We start from the raw sequence: 17070 nt of genomic DNA on the forward strand, positions 1-17070 counted from the left end.
AATACGCAAATCCCGACGGCACCGCCCGCGCCGCCGTCAGCCCCTGCGTCCGACCCCGCCCGGCGTCGGGGTGATCACCGTCACCGTCTCGCCCGGCCTGAGCCGGGTCTGGGCGCAGGCGGGAAGCGTCTCGACCGAACCGTCGAGCCGCCCGACCTCGGTGCACCCGATCTCGCCCGCTGCGCCGCCATCGATCCCTTCGGGCGGGCGGTGGCGGTGCGAGGAGAGGATCGACAGCTCCATCTCTTCGAGGAAGCGCAGCCGCCGGGTCGTGCCGTCGCCGCCCGGGAACGCCCCCTGCCCGCCCGAGCCGGGCCGGAGCGCGAAGCTCTCCAGCAGCACCGGAAAGCGCGTCTCGAGCACCTCCGGGTCCGTGAGCCGCGAATTGGTCATGTGAGTGTGGACGCCCGGCGTTCCGGCAAAGCCGCGCCCGTCATTCATCCGCCCCGCCGGGCTGCCCGAGCAGATCGTCTCGTAATACTGGTGGGCGTCGTTGCCGAAGGTGAGGTTGTTCATGGTGCCCTGGGCATTGGCCAGCGCGCCGAGCGCCTGGAACAGGGCGTTGGTCACGTGCTGCGAGGTTTCGACATTGCCCGCCACCACCGCGCGCGGCCAGGCGGGGCGCAGCATCGAGCCCTCGGGGATCACGATCTCGATCGGGCGCAGGCAGCCCGCGTTCATCGGGATCGATTGTTCGCACATGACGCGGAAGACGTAGAGCACGGCGGCGCGGGCCACCGGCTCGGGCGCGTTGAAGTTGTTCTCGCGCGCCTCGGAGGTGCCGGTGAAATCGACCTTCGCGCGCCGCGCCTCGCGGTCCACGGTGATCCTGACCCGGATCACCTGCCCGGTATCGGTTTCGTAGTCGCATGCGCAGTCCGACAGCCGCCCGACCAGCCGCGCCACCTCCTCGGCGGCGTTGTCCTGCACGTGGCCCATATAAGCGCGCACCACGTCGAGGCCGAACTCGGCGACCATGCGCCTGAGCTCCGCCGCGCCGCGGGCGTTGGCCGCGACCTGCGCCTTGAGGTCGGCGATGTTCTGGCCCGGGTTGCGGCAGGGATAGCGATGATCGGTCAAGAGCGCGTGCAGCGCCTCCTCGCGCAAGCGCCCCCGGTCGACGAGGTGGAAGTTGTCGATCAGCACGCCTTCCTCGTCCACGGTCGTGGCGAGCGGCGTCATCGAGCCCGGCGCGGTGCCGCCGACATCGGCGTGATGGCCCCGGCTCGCGGTCCAGAACAGGATCTCCGAGCCCTCATCGTCGAAGACCGGCGAGACCACGGTGATGTCGGGCAGATGCGTGCCGCCATTATAGGGCGCGTTGAGCGCAAAGACGTCGCCGGGGCGGATCACCGGGTTCTGGCGGATGATCGCTTCGACGCTGCGATCCATGGAGCCGAGATGCACCGGCATATGCGGCGCGTTGGCGACCAGAGCGCCGGTCCGGTCGAACACGGCACAGGAGAAATCGAGCCTTTCCTTGATGTTGACCGACTGCGCGGTGTTCTGCAGCGCCACGCCCATCTGCTCGGCGATGTTCATGAAGAGGTTGTTGAACACCTCGAGCAGGATCGGGTCGGCCTCGGTCCCCGCCGCCAATGCACGCGGCGCGGCCTCGTGGCGGGTGAGCAGGATGTCGTCGCGCCCGGTCAGCCGCGCGGTCCAGCCCGGCTCGACCACGATGGTCTGGTTCGGCTCGATGATCAGGGCGGGGCCGCGCATCTCGTGGCCCGGGGCGATCTCGGCGCGGCGATGCACCTGCGCCTCGTGCCATGCCCCGCTTGAGAAGAAGCGCGCGCGCTCCTCGGCCCGCGCATGGCCCCGGTCGGGGGCCTCCCCGCCCGTTTCGGCCAGCGCATGCGGCGGCGCGCGGCCTTCGACCTCGACCGCCTCGATCACCAGATCGCGCCCGGGGCTCAGAAAGCCGAACTGCGCCTCATGCGCCGCCTCGAAGGCCGCGCGCGCGGCTTCCATGTCGCCGTCATAGCCCAGCTGCAGCGCCGTGTCGGTGCCAGCGTAGCGCAAATGCAGCCGGGTGGTGCAGCGCCCGTCCGTAACCCCCTGTTCGGCCAGCTCCGCGCCGACCTGCGTCGTCAGCTCCGCGATCACCCGCTCCAACTCGGGCCGCGTCGCTTCCTCCAAGGGCTGCACCAGCCCCTGTTGGCGGCTGGCCGAGACGGTGGCGAGGCCGATGCCATAGGCCGAGAGCAGGCCCGAGAGCGGATGCACCAGCACCGCCTCCATGCCCAGCGCGTCGGCGACGAGGCAGGCGTGCTGCCCGCCCGCGCCGCCGAAGGAATTGAGCAGGTAGCGCGTCACGTCGTGGCCGCGCTGGACAGAGATCTTCTTGATCGCGTTCGCCATGTTCTCCACCGCGATCCGCACGAAGCCCTCGGCGGCCTCCTCGGCGCTGCGGTCGCCCGCGATCTCGGCGAAGGCGGCGCGCACGCCTTCGCGGTCGAGCGGCTGGTCCTGTCCGGGGCCGAAGATCGCCGGGAAGAGATCGGGGTCGAGCTTGCCCAGCATGACGTTGGCGTCCGTCACGGTGAGCGGCCCGCCGCGCCGGTAGCACAGCGGCCCGGGATCGGCCCCGGCGCTGTCGGGCCCGACGCGGAAGCGGCCGGGATCGGCGTGGAGCACCGATCCGCCGCCCGCCGCGACCGTGTGGATGCGCATCATCGGCGCGCGGATGCGCACGCCCGCCACCTCGGTGTCGAAGGCGCGCTCGTAGTCGCCCGCGCAATGCGCCACATCCGTGGAGGTGCCGCCCATGTCGAAGCCGATCACCTTGTCCCAGCCCGCGGCGCGCGCCGTCTCGACCATGCCGACCACGCCGCCCGCCGGCCCAGACAGGATCGCGTCCTTGCCCTGGAACGCCTCGGCCGCGGTCATGCCGCCCGAGGACATCATGAATTGCAGCGTCGGCCCCGGCTCGCCCGGGGGCGTCGCGCCCAGCGCGCCCGAGACGCGGGCCACGTAGCGGCGCAAAATCGGCGAGAGATAGGCGTCGACCACCGTCGTGTCGCCGCGCCCGACGAGCTTGAGGAGCGGCGAGACCTCGTGGCTGACCGAGACCTGACCGAAGCCCATGCCGCGCACCATTTCCGCCAGCGCCGCCTCATGCGCGGGGGCGGTCCAGGCGTGCATCAGCACGATCGCGACGGCGTCGATGCCGTCTTCGCGCAGCCGCTCCAGCTCGGGGCGCAGCGCCTGCGGGTCGAGCGGCGTCTCGACGGAGCCATCGGCGCGCATGCGCTCATCGACCTCGATCACCCGGCTGTAGAGCTGCTCTGGCAGCAGGATTTCCTTGGCGAAGATGTCGGGGCGGCCTTGGTAGGCGATGCGCAGCGCGTCGCGGAAGCCGCGCGTGATCAAGAGCGCGGTGCGGTCGCCCTTGCGCTCCAGCAGCGCGTTGGTGGCCACGGTGGTGCCCATCTTGACCGTGCCGATGCGCGCAGGGTCGATGGCCCCGCCGAGCAGCCGCCGGATGCCTTCGATCGCCGCGTCCTCGTAGGCTTCGGGGTTTTCCGACAGGAGCTTGAGCGGATGCAGCGCGCCGGTCTGATCACGACCCACCACATCGGTGAACGTGCCGCCCCGATCGACCCAGAAATCCCACGCATGCATGACCTGCCCCCCCTTGTGCTTTCCGCCAAGGGGTGCGCATTCCAACTGCCCGGTCAAGCCGGGATGCAAGGCGCGGACGCCCAGACTATGGGCAAATGCCCGCGACTGTGGCAATCTGCGGCCGGAGGACAGGGCGATGGATGGCGAGGAGAGCGGCATGGCGCGCGATTGGGATCTGATCATTTTCGACTGCGACGGCGTTTTGATCGACAGCGAGGTGCTGAGCGCCGAGGTGCTGATCGAGTTGCTCGCCGCCGAGGGCATCGAGATCGACATCGATCATGTGCGGCGCAATTTCCTCGGTCGCAGCTTTCCCACCGTGGCCCGGCATATTCGCGAAGAGCTGGGCCGCGCGCTCGATCCTGCCTTCGAGGCGCTCTACCGCGCACGGCTCCTCGAGCGTTTCGAAACCGAGCTGAAGCCGATGGCCGGGATCGCGAGCGCGCTGGAGCGGCTTGCGGCCCAAGGCGTGCCGGTCTGCGTCGCCACCTCCTCCTCGCCGCCCCGGGTGGCGCGGTCGCTCGACATCGTCGGGCTGGCAGCGGCGCTGCCGCATGTCTTTACCGCGAGCCAGGTCGCGCGCGGCAAGCCCGCGCCCGACCTGTTCCTCTTCGCCGCCGAAAAGATGGGGGCCGCACCGGGGCGCAGCCTGGTGATCGAGGACAGCCTGCCGGGGCTGGAGGCGGCGGTGGCGGCCGGGATGACGGCGGTGCGCTATACCGGCGGCAGCCATCTCGCCACCGCGACGCTGCGCCACGATCCGGCCCTGCCGCTGCTGGCGCATTGGGACGACCTGCCCGCCCTGCTCGAGCGGCTGCGCGCCGGGGCCCCGGCATGAGCCAGTCGCGCTTCACCCCCGAGACGACCCGGCTCGACGACGCTGCCCGCGCGGGCTGGCTCTACTATGTCGCCGGCAACACCCAGGACGAGATCGCCAGGAAGCTCGGCGTTTCGCGCCAGTCGGCGCAGCGGCTGGTGTCGCTCGCCGTGTCGGAAAAGCTGATCAAGGTCCGGCTCGATCACCCGATCGCGCGCTGCATGGACCTGTCGGAGGCGCTGGATGCGCGGTTCGGGCTCAAGGTGGTCGAGGTCGTCCCGACCGACCCCACCGCGCCCGAGCTGCTCACCGGCATCGCCATCGCCGCCGCGGCCGAGCTGGAAAGGCTGCTCAAGGCCCCCGAAGAGCGGATCATCGCGCTGGGCACGGGCCGGGCGCTGCGCGCCTGCGTCGAACAGCTGCCGCGCATGGACTGCCCGCAGCACCGCATCGTCAGCCGGCTGGGCAACATGATGTCGGACGGCTCCGCCACGCCCTACAACGCGGTGATCCGCATGGCCGAACGCGTGGGCGCGAGGCATTACCCCTACCCTTTGCCGGTGGTCGCGCGCGACGAGGAGGAGCTTCGGGTGATGCATGGGCAGGAGCCGGTGCGCCACACCATGGCGCTGTGCGCGCGCGCCGATTTCACGCTGGTCGGCGTGGGACAGGTCGGGCCGCTGGCGCCGCTATGCGTCGATGGTTTCATGAACGCGCAGCAGATGCAGGACATGATGGCGCAAGGGGCCGCGGGCGAAATCACCAGCTGGGTCTATGACGGCGAAGGCCGGGTGATGCCGGGCGAATTCAATGCCCGCGTCGCCTCCGCGCCGCTGATCGTGGGCGGCGAGGCCCCCGTGGTCGGGCTCGCCGCCGGGCCGGTCAAGGCCGGGGCGATCCTCGCGGCGCTGCGCGGCGGCCTCATCAACGGGCTGATCACCGACGAGGCGACGGCCGAGCGGCTCCTTGAGGCCTAGCCGCCCGGCCCTTTCCCCGGCTCAGCCGCGCGCGTAGCGCGAGAGCGTCGCGGCGACGCCGTCGGTCCACAGCGCGCCGAGCTGCTTCGAGAAGGCCGCGACGAAGGCGGGCTGCGCGCCCAGATCGCCGAACACGGCCTCGTTGGACAGGAACGCCTGCGGATCGTCCTTGGCCGCGAGGGCGCGCCGCTCGAGATCCTCGGCATTGTCGTCATTGGGCGCGATCTTTTCGCCCGCCTCGTTCGTGCCCGCGCAGTAGCGGCACCACAGCGCCACCTCGAGCGCGAGCCCGTCGATCGCCTGCCCCTTGGACAGCGCGTCGCGGATCACCGGCAGAACGAATTTGGGCTGGCGGTTGGTGCCGTCGAAGCACAGCCGCGGGATGGTGTCGCCGATCTCGGGGTTGGAGAAGCGCTCCTCGACCTTGCGGCGATAGGCTTCGAAATCGACGCCCTCGATCGGCTCCAGCGTCGGGATGATCTCGCGCGTTTCCAGCGCCTCCAGCCAGGCCTTGATGCGCGGATCGGCCATGGCGTCATGCACGAAGTGATGCCCGAGCAGCGCCGAAGGATAGGCGATGGCCGCGTGGCCGCCATTGAGGATGCGCAGCTTCATCAGCTCGTAGGGGGCGACATCGGTCACGAACTCGGCGCCGACCTTCTCCAGCGCCGGGCGGCCCTGCGGAAAGTTGTCCTCGAGCACCCATTGCCGGAACGGCTCGCAGACCACCGGCACCGCATCGACGATGCCGAAGCGGTCCCTGACCAGCGCGCGCTCGCGATCCGAGGTGGCGGGGGTGATGCAATCGACCATGGTGTTGGGAAAGGCGACATTGGCCTCGACCCAATCGGCGAAATCGGCGTCCGCCAGACGGGCCAGCCCGATCACCGTCTGCCTGGCCACATGCCCGTTTTCGGGCAGGTTGTCGCAGGACATGACGGTGAAGGGCGCGTCACCCGCCGCGCGCCGCTGCCGGAGCGCTGCTAGGATCATGCCGAAGGCGGTCTTCGGCGCATCGGGATGCTCGGCGTCGTGGCGGATGTCGGGATGGGCCGCGTCGAAGCCGTTGGTCTTGGCATCGACGAACCAGCCGCCTTCGGTCACGGTGAGCGAGACGATGCGGATCGCCGGATCGCTCATCCGCGCGATAAGCTTGGCCGCGTCGATCTCGGTGAACTCGATCATCGCGCCGGTGACGCGGGCCGAAAGCCCGGCCGGGTCGAGCTCGACCACGGTGGTGAGACAGTCCTGACGCTCCAGCGCCTCGCGCATCCGGGCATCGCCCGCCCGCACGCCCGCGCCGCTGATCGCCCAGTCGTGGTCGGCCCCGGTCGAGAACAGCCGGTCGAGATAGACCGCCATATGGGCGCGGTGAAAATTGCCCACGCCGATATGCACGATGCCCGCCGAGAGCGCCGCGCGGTCATAGGCGGGGCCTTCCACGCCCTGCGGCAGATGCGCGAGCGCCTCGGCGTTGAGATCAATGGCCATGTTCAGCCTCCTGTAGGATTGGGGCGAGATCGAGGGTGCAGGCCCGTTGCACCCTGCGACCGGTGTCACGCGGGGCGGCACGGCTTTGGGCGAAGCCGGGAGGCGCGAGGCCCCGCAAGAGAGGATCACGCGATGCGCAGCCCTTCGGCGTCGAAGCGGTGGATCTTGTCGGCCTGGGGCGTGAGAAACACGGTGTCGCCGTGATGCAGCCCGACCTCACCACCGGCGCGGATGGTCAGCGTCTCGGCCAGCCCGGTGTCGTGCACGTGAAAGAAGGTGTCCGAGCCCAGATGCTCGGCCACGCCGATCCGGCCCTTCCATGTGCCTTCGCTGGCCGAGACGTCGATATGCTCGGGCCGCACGCCGATGGTGGCGGCGTCGTGCTTGCCGGCCTCGGCGCCGTCGATCAGGTTCATCTTCGGAGAGCCGATGAAGCCCGCGACGAAGGTGTTGCGCGGGCTGCGGTAAAGCTCCAGCGGCGAGCCGACCTGCTCGATATTGCCCGCGCGCAGCACCACGATCTTGTCGGCCATGGTCATGGCTTCGACCTGGTCGTGGGTGACGTAGATCATCGTGGTGTCGAGCTTCTTGTGCAGCTCGGAGATCTCCATCCGCATGCCGACCCGCAGCGCCGCGTCGAGGTTGGACAGCGGCTCGTCGAACAGGAAGGCCGCCGGTTCGCGGACGATGGCCCGGCCGATCGCGACCCGCTGGCGCTGGCCGCCCGAAAGCTGGCCGGGGCGGCGGTCGAGATAATCGGTGAGGTTGAGCGCGCGCGCCGCGTTGTCGATGCGCCGCTTCTGCTCGTCCTCGGGCATGCCGGCCATCTTCATCGGGAAGGCGATGTTCTTGCGCACCGACATGTGCGGGTAGAGCGCGTAGCTCTGGAACACCATGGCCAGACCGCGCTTGGCGGGCGGCAGGTCGGTGGCGGGCTTGCCGTCGATGCGGATCTCTCCGGCGGTGACGTCCTCGAGCCCGGCGATCAGCCGCAGCAGCGTGGACTTGCCGCAGCCCGAGGGGCCGACGAAGACCACGAACTCGCCGTCATTGATGGTGAGATCGAGGGGTGGAATGACCTCCACGTCGCCGAATTTCTTGGTCACCTTGTCGAGCGTGATGCGTCCCATTGGTGTCTTCCTTATTTCACTGCGCCGAAGGTGAGCCCGCGGACGAGCTGCTTCTGGCTGAACCAGCCGAGGATGAGGATCGGTGCGATGGCCATGGTCGAGGCGGCCGAGAGCTTGGCGTAGAACAGGCCTTCGGGGCTCGAATAGCTGGCGATGAAGGCGGTGAGCGGGGCGGCCTTGGCGGCCGTGAGATTGAGCGTCCAGAACGCCTCGTTCCAGGCGAGGATGACGTTGAGCAGCAGCGTCGAGGCGATGCCCGGCACCGCCATCGGCGTCAGCACGTGGATGATCTCGTCGCGCAAGCTGGCACCGTCCATGCGCGAGGCTTCGAGGATCTCGCCCGGGATTTCCTTGAAGTAGGTGTAGAGCATCCAGACGATGATCGGCAGGTTGATCAGCGTCAGCACGATCACGAGGCCGGTCTTGGTGTCGAGCAGGCCGACATCGCGGAAGATCAGGTAGATCGGGATCAGCACGCCGACGGGCGGCAGCATCTTGGTCGAGAGCATCCACATCAGCACGTTCTTGGTGTGCTTGGCGGGGCACGAAGGCCATCGACCAGGCGGCGGGGATCGCGATGATCAGCCCCAGCACGGTCGAGCCCAGCGAGATCACCACCGAGTTCCAGAAATGCCGGAAGTAGTTCGAGCGCTCCAGAACGGTGGTGTAGTTCTCGGTGGTCCAGTTGAAGAAGACGAAGCTGGGGGGCGAGGAGATCGCCTCGGCCTCGGTCTTGAAACTGGTGATGATGGTCCACAGGATCGGGAAGAAGATCGCGAGACCGATGAGCCAGGCGGCGATGGTGAAGCCGGCCTTGCGGCGGGTGGAGACGGCGCGGGCCATGTCAGGCGCTCCCTTCGTTCGGCATGCGGTGCTGCGGGCGGGGGATGCGCGGGGTCAGGCCCCGCGCGGCGAGGATGTCATGCTCAGGCATCGAGGTTCTTTCCGATCATCCGCATCAGGAAGATCGCGACGATGTTGGCGAGGATGATGGCGATCACGCCCCCGGCCGATCCGCCGCCGACGTCGAAGTTCAGCAGGCTGCGGGCATAGACGAGGTAGGTCAGGTTGGTGGAGGCGACGCCCGGTCCGCCATTGGTGGTCACCAGGATCTCGGCGAAGACCGACAGCAGGAAGATGGTCTGGATCAGGATCACCACGGTGATGGCGCGCGAGAGATGCGGCAGGGTGATGTACCAAAAGCGCGACAGCGGCGAGGCCCCGTCCATCTCCGCGGCTTCCATCTGCTCACTGTCGAGCGACTGGATCGCGGTGAGCAGGATCAGCGTGGCGAAGGGCAGCCATTGCCAGGACACGATGCCGATGATCGAGGCCAGCGGCGCATGGGTCAGGAAGTCGAAGGGTTGCAGCCCGACCGCCTTTGAAAGCTCCGCGAAGAGCCCCGAGACCGGGTTCATGAACATGTTCTTCCACACCAGCGCCGAGACGGTCGGCATGACGAAGAAGGGCGCGATGACGAGGATGCGCACGATCCCCTGCCCCCAGATCGGCTGATCGAGCAGGATCGCCAGCAGGATGCCCCCGACCACCGTGACGATCAGCACCCCGCCCACCAGGAGCAGCGTGTTGATCATCGCCGTCCAGAAGGCCGGGTTCTGGTAGAACAGCTTGTAATTGAGAAAGCCCACGAAGCGCTCGGTGCCGGGCATCAGCAGGTTGTAGCGCAACAGCGAGAAATACACGGTCAGCGCCAGCGGCACGATCATCCAGGCGAGCAGAAGCACGACGGCGGGCGAAATCATGATTCGCGCGGCGGAGCGGGAATGTTGGGTGGCCATCGGTCTCTCCGATTGTCAGGACGGGCAGCGGCGCGCAGCCCCGGTCGCGGGGCGACCGGACGGGACGGGACGGCGGGCGGCGGGCGGCGGCCCGTGGCGATAGTGGGAAGGGCGGCTCGGGGGTGGCGGGGCCGGCCGGGAGGGACCGGCCCTGCCTGTCGTCAGGCGAAGCTTACTGGCCGTAGCCTGCCGCCTGCATTTCCTGCGAGGTCAGGTTCTGCGCCGCCTGAAGCGCCTCCTCGGCCGACATCTGGCCGGCGAGCGCCGCCGACATCTGCTGACCCACCGCGGTGGCGATGCCCTGGAATTCGGGGATCGCGACGAACTGCACGCCGGTATAGGGCACCGGGTCCACGGTCGGGTTGTTCGGGTCGGCCGCGTTGATGCTCTCCAGCGTCATCTGCGCGAAGGGCGCCGCGTCCAGGTAGTCCTGGTTCTCGTAGAGCGAGGTGCGGGTGCCCGGCGGCACGTTGGCCCAGCCTTCCTTCTCGGCGACGAGCTCGGCGTAGTCCTTGGAGGTCGCCCAGGCCACGAAGGTCTTGGCGGCGTCCTCGGCGTCGGTGCCGGCGGGGATGCCGAGCGACCAGGCCCAGAGCCAGTTGCCGCGCTTGCCCAGACCGTTGTCGGGGGCGAGCGCGAAGCCGACCTTGTCGGCCACGGTGCTGTCGTCACCGGTCACGAAGGAGGCGGCGACGGTGGCGTCGATCCACATGCCGCACTTGCCCTGCTGGAACAATGCGAGGTTCTCGTTGAAGCCGTTGTTGGCCGAACCCGGCGGGCCGTATTCGTTCAGCAGCATCAGGTAGTCGTCGAGTGCGGCCTTCCATTCGGGGCTGTCGAATTGTGGGGTCCAGTTCTCGTCGAACCAGCGCGCGCCGTAGCTGTTGGACATGGCGGTGAGGAAGGCCATGTTCTCGCCCCAGCCGGCCTTGCCGCGCAGGCAGATCCCGTAGACCTCGTTTTCCTTGTCGGTCATCGCCGCGGCGGCTTCCTTGATGAAGTCCCACGTCGGCGCGTCGGGCATCTCGAGCCCGGCCTCTTCCATCAGGTCGGTGCGGTACATGACCATGGAGCTCTCGCCGTAGAACGGCGCGGCATAGAGCGTGCCGTCGACCGACAGGCCGCCGGCGATGGCGGGCAGGATGTCGTCCTTGTCGTAATCCTCGGGGAGGTCGTCGAGCGGCACGAGCCAGCTCTGATTGGCCCAGATCGGAACCTCGTAGGTGCCGATGGTCATCACGTCGTACTGGCCGCCCTTGGTGGCGATGTCGGTCGTCACGCGCTGGCGCAGCACGTTTTCCTCGAGCGTGACCCAATCCAGCTCGATGTCGGGATGCTTCTCGGTGAAGTCCGAGGCCAGCTCCTGCATGCGGATCATGTCGCCGTTGTTGACGGTGGCGATGGTCAGCGTCTCGGCCTGCGCGATGGCGGCCATGCCGCAAAGGGCGCTGGCCCCCATGAGGGCGCGGGTAACCTGTGTCATGTCTCTCCTCCCAAACTCGCTAGGGCAAATGCCTAACAGATGAGCAATTACTCACCGAATTGGCGATTCGTGTCAAGAGAAGGGCATGGCGGCAGGACGCCCGGCCCATGGAAACCGCGCGTCACCACCGCGGCGGCTTCGCAATCCGGGCGATCGAAGCTAGGTTTTCGCGGCGGTGGACAAGGGATGGCCCGAATGGATGACAGCTCGGACAGGCGGCAGGCGGAGGATCGCGGCCTGCGGCAGGCGCGCGAGATCGAGGGGCACCTGGCCTGGCTCGACAGCTTCACCGGCACGGCGCTCGGCGTGCTTTCGGTCGCGAGCGGCATCTACACCTATCTCGGCGTCTCGTCCCTGCTCGACGATACCGGCGCGCTCTCGGTCTTCGCGGCGATGGCCTATTCGATCGCCGTCTCGGTCGGGATCTTCGTCTTCTGGTCCTACCTGCTGCGGCTGCTGCCGGCGGTGCGCTCGGCCGCCTCGCGGATCGGGCTTCTGGCCTCGATGGCGCTGGGATCGCTGGCGATCGTGGCGATGTCGTCCTGGCTCAACGCCGCGGCGCTGGCGGGCGCGGCGGCGGTCGAGCAGCATCTCGCCACCACGGTGCAGAACTACCAGACCGCGCTGGAGCGGGCCAATACCATCGCCGTCTCGGCGCAGGCGCTGGGGCGCGACGTGGCGCGGGTGCGCGGCAGCTTCGAGGATCTGGGCGAGCAGGAGGCCTCGGGCGGGCTGTCGGGGCTGGCCGGTCGGGGCGCGGTGTTTCGCCTGCTGCGGCAGAAGGCCGACGAGCTTTCGGCGCTCGAAGCGCAGATCGCCAGCCAGCAGCCGCTGCTCGACGCGGCCTTCGCCGAAGGCAACGCGATCCTGAGCCGGATGCGCGCGCTGACCGTGGCGCCCGGCCCGGTCGAGGCGCGTTCGGTCGAGTTCTCCGAGGAAGCGGTGCGGCTCGCGGGCGTCATCACCACGTTGCGCCAACTTTCGGTCGCGCCATTGGTGGTGCGCGCGGCGCGCGATCTTTCGGCCTCCGTGGTGCTGCCGCAGCTCGATGGCGGCGACGACGCGGCCCGCTCGGGCCAGCGCGCGACGATCGACTCGGTGCTCACCGTGCTGGGCCAGCGCGCCGAGACCCTGACCCGCGCGGCCGAGGCGGTGATCGCCATGCCGCCGCCCGCCGACATCACCTATACCCCCATCTCCGCCGCCGATGCGGTGATCCTCTATGCGCGCAACTTCGTGCCCTCCTGGGCCGGGGCCATCGCCATCGACCTGCTGCCCGCGGTGCTGGTGCTGATCGTCTCGGTGGCGCAGGCCGCGATCCGCGCGGGGCGCGACGGCGTGGCGGTCGAGGATCGGATGACGCTCGCGGAGCTGCGCGGCGCGCTGATCGCGCTGCGCGAGATCGAGGCCGCCGCGCCCGCCGATCCGCCGCAGGGCGCCGCAGCGCCCCCGCCGCTACCCTCCGACATTCCCGCCCGGGCCGCCGAATGAGCGGCCCGCGCCGCTGGCTCATGGCCGTGCTGCTGGGCGAGGCGGCGATTGCCGCCATGCTGCTTGGCGGCGATCTCGCGCGGGCCTTGCCGCGCCTCGCCTGGCCCTCGCCCGCGCCGCAGCTCACCGAGCCGGTGCGCCCCGGCGACCAGACCCGCCGCTTTCGCCCCGACCAGCTGCCTGCGCGGCCGCGCCGCGACGGCACGCCTTTGCCCGACACCGACGAGATGCCCGACCGGCTGCGGATCGGGCTCCGGGACGGGGTCGTGACGCTCATGGGCCGGATCGCGCCCGGCGACGCCGCGCGCGTTTCCAGCGAACTCGAACGCGCCGAGCCGGCCCCGACCACCGCGCATCTCGACAGCCCCGGCGGCTCGGTCGCCGATGCGCTGACCATCGGCCGGCTGCTGCGCGATCTGGGCATCGAAACGCGGATCGGGGCCGGGGCGGTCTGTCTTTCGGCCTGCCCCTACATTCTCGCGGGCGGCGCGACCCGCCGGGTGGCCGAGGGCGCCTGGGTCGGGGTGCACCAGCATTATTTCGATCAGAACGCCGCCCTGCCCGCCATCTTCGCGATCGAGGACATCCAGCGCGGCCAGGGCGAGGTGATGGGCTATCTCATCGAGATGGGGATCGATCCCGCGCTGATGCGCCACGCCCTCGTCACGCCGCCCAACGAGATCTATCTGCTGCTGCCAGAGGAGTTGGAGCGCTACCGCCTCGCCACGCCCCGGCCCGATCCCGCCGGCTGAACCGCGCCCCGGCCCGCCCCTCTTGACGCCGCGCGCCCGCCTGTCACAAGGCGGGCCATGAGCACAGGCGCCCTTACCATCGATCTCGACGCGCTCGCCGCCAATTGGCGCGCGCTCGATGCCCTCACCGCTGCCGAAACCGGCGCTGTCGTCAAGGCGGACGGCTACGGCCTCGGCGCGGCCCGCGTCGCCCGCAGGCTGGCCCGCGAAGGCGCGCGCCGCTTCTTCGTGGCGGTGGCCGAGGAAGGCGCCGTGCTGCGCCGCGCGCTCGGCCCCGAGCCCGAGATCTACGTCTTCTCGGGCCATATGGAGGGCGACACCCGCAAGCTCGCCGAGGCGGCGCTGATCCCGATGCTCAACTCGATCGAGCAGCTCGCCCGTCACCTCGAAACACTGCCCGGGCACCCATTCGGCATCCAGCTCGACACCGGCATGAACCGGCTGGGCTTCGAGTGGTCCGACTGGGCCGAGGCCGCCGGCATCGCGCTCGAACACGAGCCGCTCTGGCTGATGAGCCATCTCGCCTGCGCCGACGAGCCCGATCACGGCATGAACGGCTACCAGCTCGACATCTTCCGCCAGATGACCGACGGGCTCGGAGTGCCGCGCTCGCTTTCGGCGACGGGCGGCATCCTGCTCGGCCCCGATTACCATTTCGACCTCGTCCGCCCCGGCATCGGGCTTTACGGCGGCCACCCTTTCGAGGCGGCGCAGCACGTGGTCCGGCTCGACCTGCCGGTGGTGCAATGCCGCGATCTCGCCCAGGGCGAGGTGGTCGGCTATGGCAATTCGTGGCAGGCGGAGCGGCCGAGCCGCATCGCGACGCTTTCGGGCGGCTATGCCGACGGGCTGCTGCGCGCCCTGTCGGATCGCGCCACGCTTCATCACGGCGCCACACCCTGTCCGCTGGTCGGCCGGGTGTCGATGGACCTGATCACGGTGGACATCACCGATCTGGAAGCCGACCCCGACTATCTCACCCTGCTTGGCCCCGAACAGGGGGTCGATGCCCTCGCCCGCATGGCGGGAACGATCGGCTACGAGATCCTGACCTCTCTGGGCCGGCGCTACGCCCGGCTCGAACAGGGCGCCTGACCCGGCCCATTGGGGCGCGGATCGGGCCGGTCGGCAGGGCGATCCGATCACAATTTATGGTGATCATGCAGTTTGAGGAACCGGCGAAGAGCTGCCGAGGTTATGCTGGCAACTGACGCATCCGTGCCGGAGACAGCCTGTGACCCAGCCCAAGACTGCCGCCTTTGCCACCCGCGCCATGCAATTGCTCGCGATGACGATCCTCGGTCTTGCCGCGGCCGTCGCGCTCGCGGCGAGCGTCGCCGCCGCCTTGGGCTACCTGCCCTGGCTCGAACTGACGGCCAGCTTCGGCGAGACCGCCCTGCCCTGGGCCGGCATGGCGCTTCAGCTGTTCCTGACCGCGCTTCTGGTCACGCTGGTGTTCTTCCTGCCCTCCTCGGGCCGTGTGCTCGCGCTCGAGAACAGCCATCGCAATTTCCGCATCTCGATGGATGATGTCGCGCGGGCCTATCATGTCGCCCACACCGCCGACCGCGCCGGGGTCTTCACCATGTCGTCCGAATTCGACGCGGTGCGCGAGCGGCTCGCCTTCCTGCGCGATCACCCCGATCTGGGCCATCTCGAACACGACGTGATGGAAGTTGCGGCGCAGATGGGCGAACAGGCCCGCGATCTGGCAGACATCTATTCGGACGAGAAGGTCGCGCGTGCGCGCAAGTTCCTCGCCCAGCGGCAGGAGGATGCCGAGCGCCAGCAGGAGCGCATCGTCGAGGCGCTGCATGTCTGCCGCGAAATGAAGCGCTGGGCCGATCAGGTCGAGCTCGAGGAGAGCGTCGTGGCGAGCCAGCTCGCGCAGCTCGACGATCAGCTCCAGACCATGCTGCCCGAGCTCGGCTTCGAGCCGCCGCGCAAGGCCGAGGCCACGAATGGCGACATGTCGCAGGACGCCCCCAAGGTGGTCAACATGAAGCCCGCCGCCGAATAGGGCCGACATAAACGCAAGGTGAACGGGCAATGGCCCGGCGCGATGCGCCGGGCCATTGCCCGTTTCGCCCGTATCGGCCAAAAGAACGGCATGGCCAAGGATCTCAATTACGTCTGCACCGAATGCGGCGCGACCCATTCGAAGTGGTCGGGGCGCTGCGACGCCTGCGGCGCGTGGAACACCATCCAGGAAGAGGCGCCGCTGACCTCCGGGCCGGGCGCGAAGGCGCTGGGCGCGCAGCGCGGGCGCAAGCTCGTGCTGACCGACCTCGCCTCCACCCCCGAAGCGCCGCCGCGCACCATGTCGGGCGTGGCCGAGCTCGACCGCGTGCTGGGCGGCGGCCTCGTCGCGGCCTCGGCACTGCTGGTGGGCGGCGATCCCGGAATCGGCAAATCGACGCTGCTCTTGCAGGCGGCGGCGCGCTTTGCGCGCGGCGGGCTCAAGGTGATCTACGTCACGGGCGAGGAATCGGCGGCGCAGGTGCAGATGCGTGCCCAGCGCCTCGGCCTGACCGAAAGCCCCGTGACGCTCGCCGCAGAGACCAACCTGCGCGACATCCTGACCACGCTCGATGCCGAGCGGCCCGATCTGGTGATCATCGATTCGATCCAGACCATGTGGTCCGACAAGGTCGAGGCCGCGCCCGGCTCCGTCAGCCAGGTGCGCACCGCGGCGCATGAGCTGACCACATTCGCCAAGACGCGCGGCATCGCCGTGATCATGGTCGGCCATGTCACCAAGGAAGGCACGCTCGCCGGGCCGCGCGTGGTCGAGCACATGGTCGATTGCGTGCTTTATTTCGAAGGCGAGCGCGGCCACCAGTTCCGCATCCTGCGCGCCCACAAGAACCGCTTCGGCCCGGCCGACGAGATCGGCGTGTTCGAGATGACCGGCCGGGGGCTGGCCGAGGTCAAGAACCCCTCCGCGCTGTTCCTGTCCGAGCGCGATACCGCCACGCCCGGCTCGGTGGTCTTTGCAGGCATCGAGGGCACGCGTCCGATCCTGTGCGAGATCCAGGCGCTGGTCTCGCCCGCCCAGCCCGGCCAGACCCGCCGCTCGGTCGTGGGTTGGGACGGCAGCCGCCTGGCGATGATCCTCGCCGTGCTCGAAAGCCGCTGCGGCGTCTCCTTTGCCGGGCTCGACGTCTATCTCAACGTGGCGGGAGGGCTCAGGATCGGCGAGCCCGCCGCCGATCTCGCCGTCGCCGCCGCGCTGATTTCCGCGCGCGAGGATTCCGCCCTGCCGGTCGATTGCGTCATCTTCGGCGAAATCTCTCTCTCGGGCGCCGTGCGGCCGGTGGCGCAGCTGGAAAACAGGTTGAAAGAAGCGGCGAAACTTGGTTTCACGCAGGCCATCCTGCCACAGCGCCCCAAGCGCCGCGCCGGGACGGAAATGGCGGCCGGGCTGGATCTGCGCGAGATGCGCGACCTGCCGGGATTCGTCGACACGGTGTTCGGTCTGGCGCCCGGCGAACGGGAATAAG

General features: G+C 69.2%; 12 protein-coding genes and 1 pseudogene. 7 read left to right on the top strand and 6 right to left on the bottom strand.

What is annotated here, in order from left to right; genetic code table 11:
- Window positions 1-36 precede the first annotated feature (36 nt).
- The gene (locus tag CJ301_RS02215; protein ID WP_099273744.1) at window positions 37-3627 is read right to left on the bottom strand and encodes a hydantoinase B/oxoprolinase family protein; all 3591 of its coding nucleotides are present in this window, start codon (window positions 3625-3627) and stop codon (window positions 37-39) included.
- Window positions 3628-3763: 136 nt separating this feature from the next.
- On the opposite strand from CJ301_RS02215, the gene CJ301_RS02220 reads away from it, so the two are divergent.
- Together CJ301_RS02220 and CJ301_RS02225 are read left to right on the top strand one after the other, a co-directional pair.
- Window positions 3764-4465 (top strand): HAD family hydrolase, encoded by a 702-nt coding sequence (locus CJ301_RS02220; RefSeq protein ID WP_099273746.1) that lies wholly within the window; start codon window positions 3764-3766, stop codon window positions 4463-4465.
- Window positions 4462-5421, top strand: a complete 960-nt coding sequence (locus tag CJ301_RS02225) for a sugar-binding transcriptional regulator (protein WP_099273748.1) — start codon at window positions 4462-4464, stop codon at window positions 5419-5421. Before CJ301_RS02220 ends, CJ301_RS02225 begins: the two co-directional genes overlap by 4 nt.
- Window positions 5422-5442: 21 nt before the next feature.
- Here CJ301_RS02225 and CJ301_RS02230 read toward each other — a convergent pair whose 3' ends face one another.
- From CJ301_RS02230 to CJ301_RS02250, 5 genes and pseudogenes are all read right to left on the bottom strand, one after another.
- Entirely contained in the window at window positions 5443-6912 is a 1470-nt protein-coding gene (locus CJ301_RS02230) for a mannitol dehydrogenase family protein (RefSeq protein ID WP_099273750.1), read from the bottom strand.
- Window positions 6913-7037: 125 nt separating this feature from the next.
- Complete coding sequence (locus tag CJ301_RS02235; RefSeq protein WP_099273752.1) at window positions 7038-8042, bottom strand: ABC transporter ATP-binding protein; 1005 nt, start codon at window positions 8040-8042, stop codon at window positions 7038-7040.
- Window positions 8043-8053: 11 nt separating this feature from the next.
- Window positions 8054-8885 (bottom strand): annotated as a pseudogene (locus CJ301_RS02240) (carbohydrate ABC transporter permease).
- 83 nt (window positions 8886-8968) lie between these two features.
- Complete coding sequence (locus CJ301_RS02245; RefSeq protein WP_099273754.1) at window positions 8969-9841, bottom strand: carbohydrate ABC transporter permease; 873 nt, start codon at window positions 9839-9841, stop codon at window positions 8969-8971.
- Window positions 9842-10013: 172 nt separating this feature from the next.
- Window positions 10014-11324 (bottom strand): ABC transporter substrate-binding protein, encoded by a 1311-nt coding sequence (locus CJ301_RS02250; RefSeq protein ID WP_099273757.1) that lies wholly within the window; start codon window positions 11322-11324, stop codon window positions 10014-10016.
- A gap of 186 nt (window positions 11325-11510) precedes the next feature.
- On the opposite strand from CJ301_RS02250, the gene CJ301_RS02255 reads away from it, so the two are divergent.
- The 5 genes from CJ301_RS02255 (at window position 11511) to radA (ending at window position 17069) form a co-directional block, all read left to right on the top strand.
- Window positions 11511-12815, top strand: coding sequence for a hypothetical protein (locus CJ301_RS02255; RefSeq protein WP_099273759.1), 1305 nt, complete (start codon window positions 11511-11513; stop codon window positions 12813-12815).
- Window positions 12812-13567 carry a hypothetical protein gene (locus tag CJ301_RS02260; protein ID WP_099273761.1) on the top strand — a complete coding sequence of 252 codons (756 nt, stop codon included), beginning with the start codon at window positions 12812-12814 and terminating at the stop codon, window positions 13565-13567. The genes CJ301_RS02255 and CJ301_RS02260 overlap by 4 nt, the downstream gene beginning before the upstream one ends.
- A 57-nt stretch (window positions 13568-13624) precedes the next feature.
- The gene (gene alr / locus CJ301_RS02265) at window positions 13625-14662 is read left to right on the top strand and encodes an alanine racemase (protein ID WP_099273763.1); all 1038 of its coding nucleotides are present in this window, start codon (window positions 13625-13627) and stop codon (window positions 14660-14662) included.
- A 193-nt stretch (window positions 14663-14855) separates the two neighbouring features.
- A complete protein-coding gene (locus CJ301_RS02270) occupies window positions 14856-15587 on the top strand; it encodes a DNA repair protein (RefSeq protein WP_099274193.1) in 732 nt (243 codons plus the stop codon).
- Window positions 15588-15677: 90 nt separating this feature from the next.
- Window positions 15678-17069, top strand: coding sequence for a DNA repair protein RadA (gene radA / locus CJ301_RS02275; RefSeq protein ID WP_099273765.1), 1392 nt, complete (start codon window positions 15678-15680; stop codon window positions 17067-17069).
- Window position 17070 lies beyond the last annotated feature (1 nt).

The sequence above is a fragment of the Limimaricola cinnabarinus genome (assembly GCF_002723615.1).
Classification (GTDB): domain Bacteria; phylum Pseudomonadota; class Alphaproteobacteria; order Rhodobacterales; family Rhodobacteraceae; genus Limimaricola; species Limimaricola cinnabarinus_B.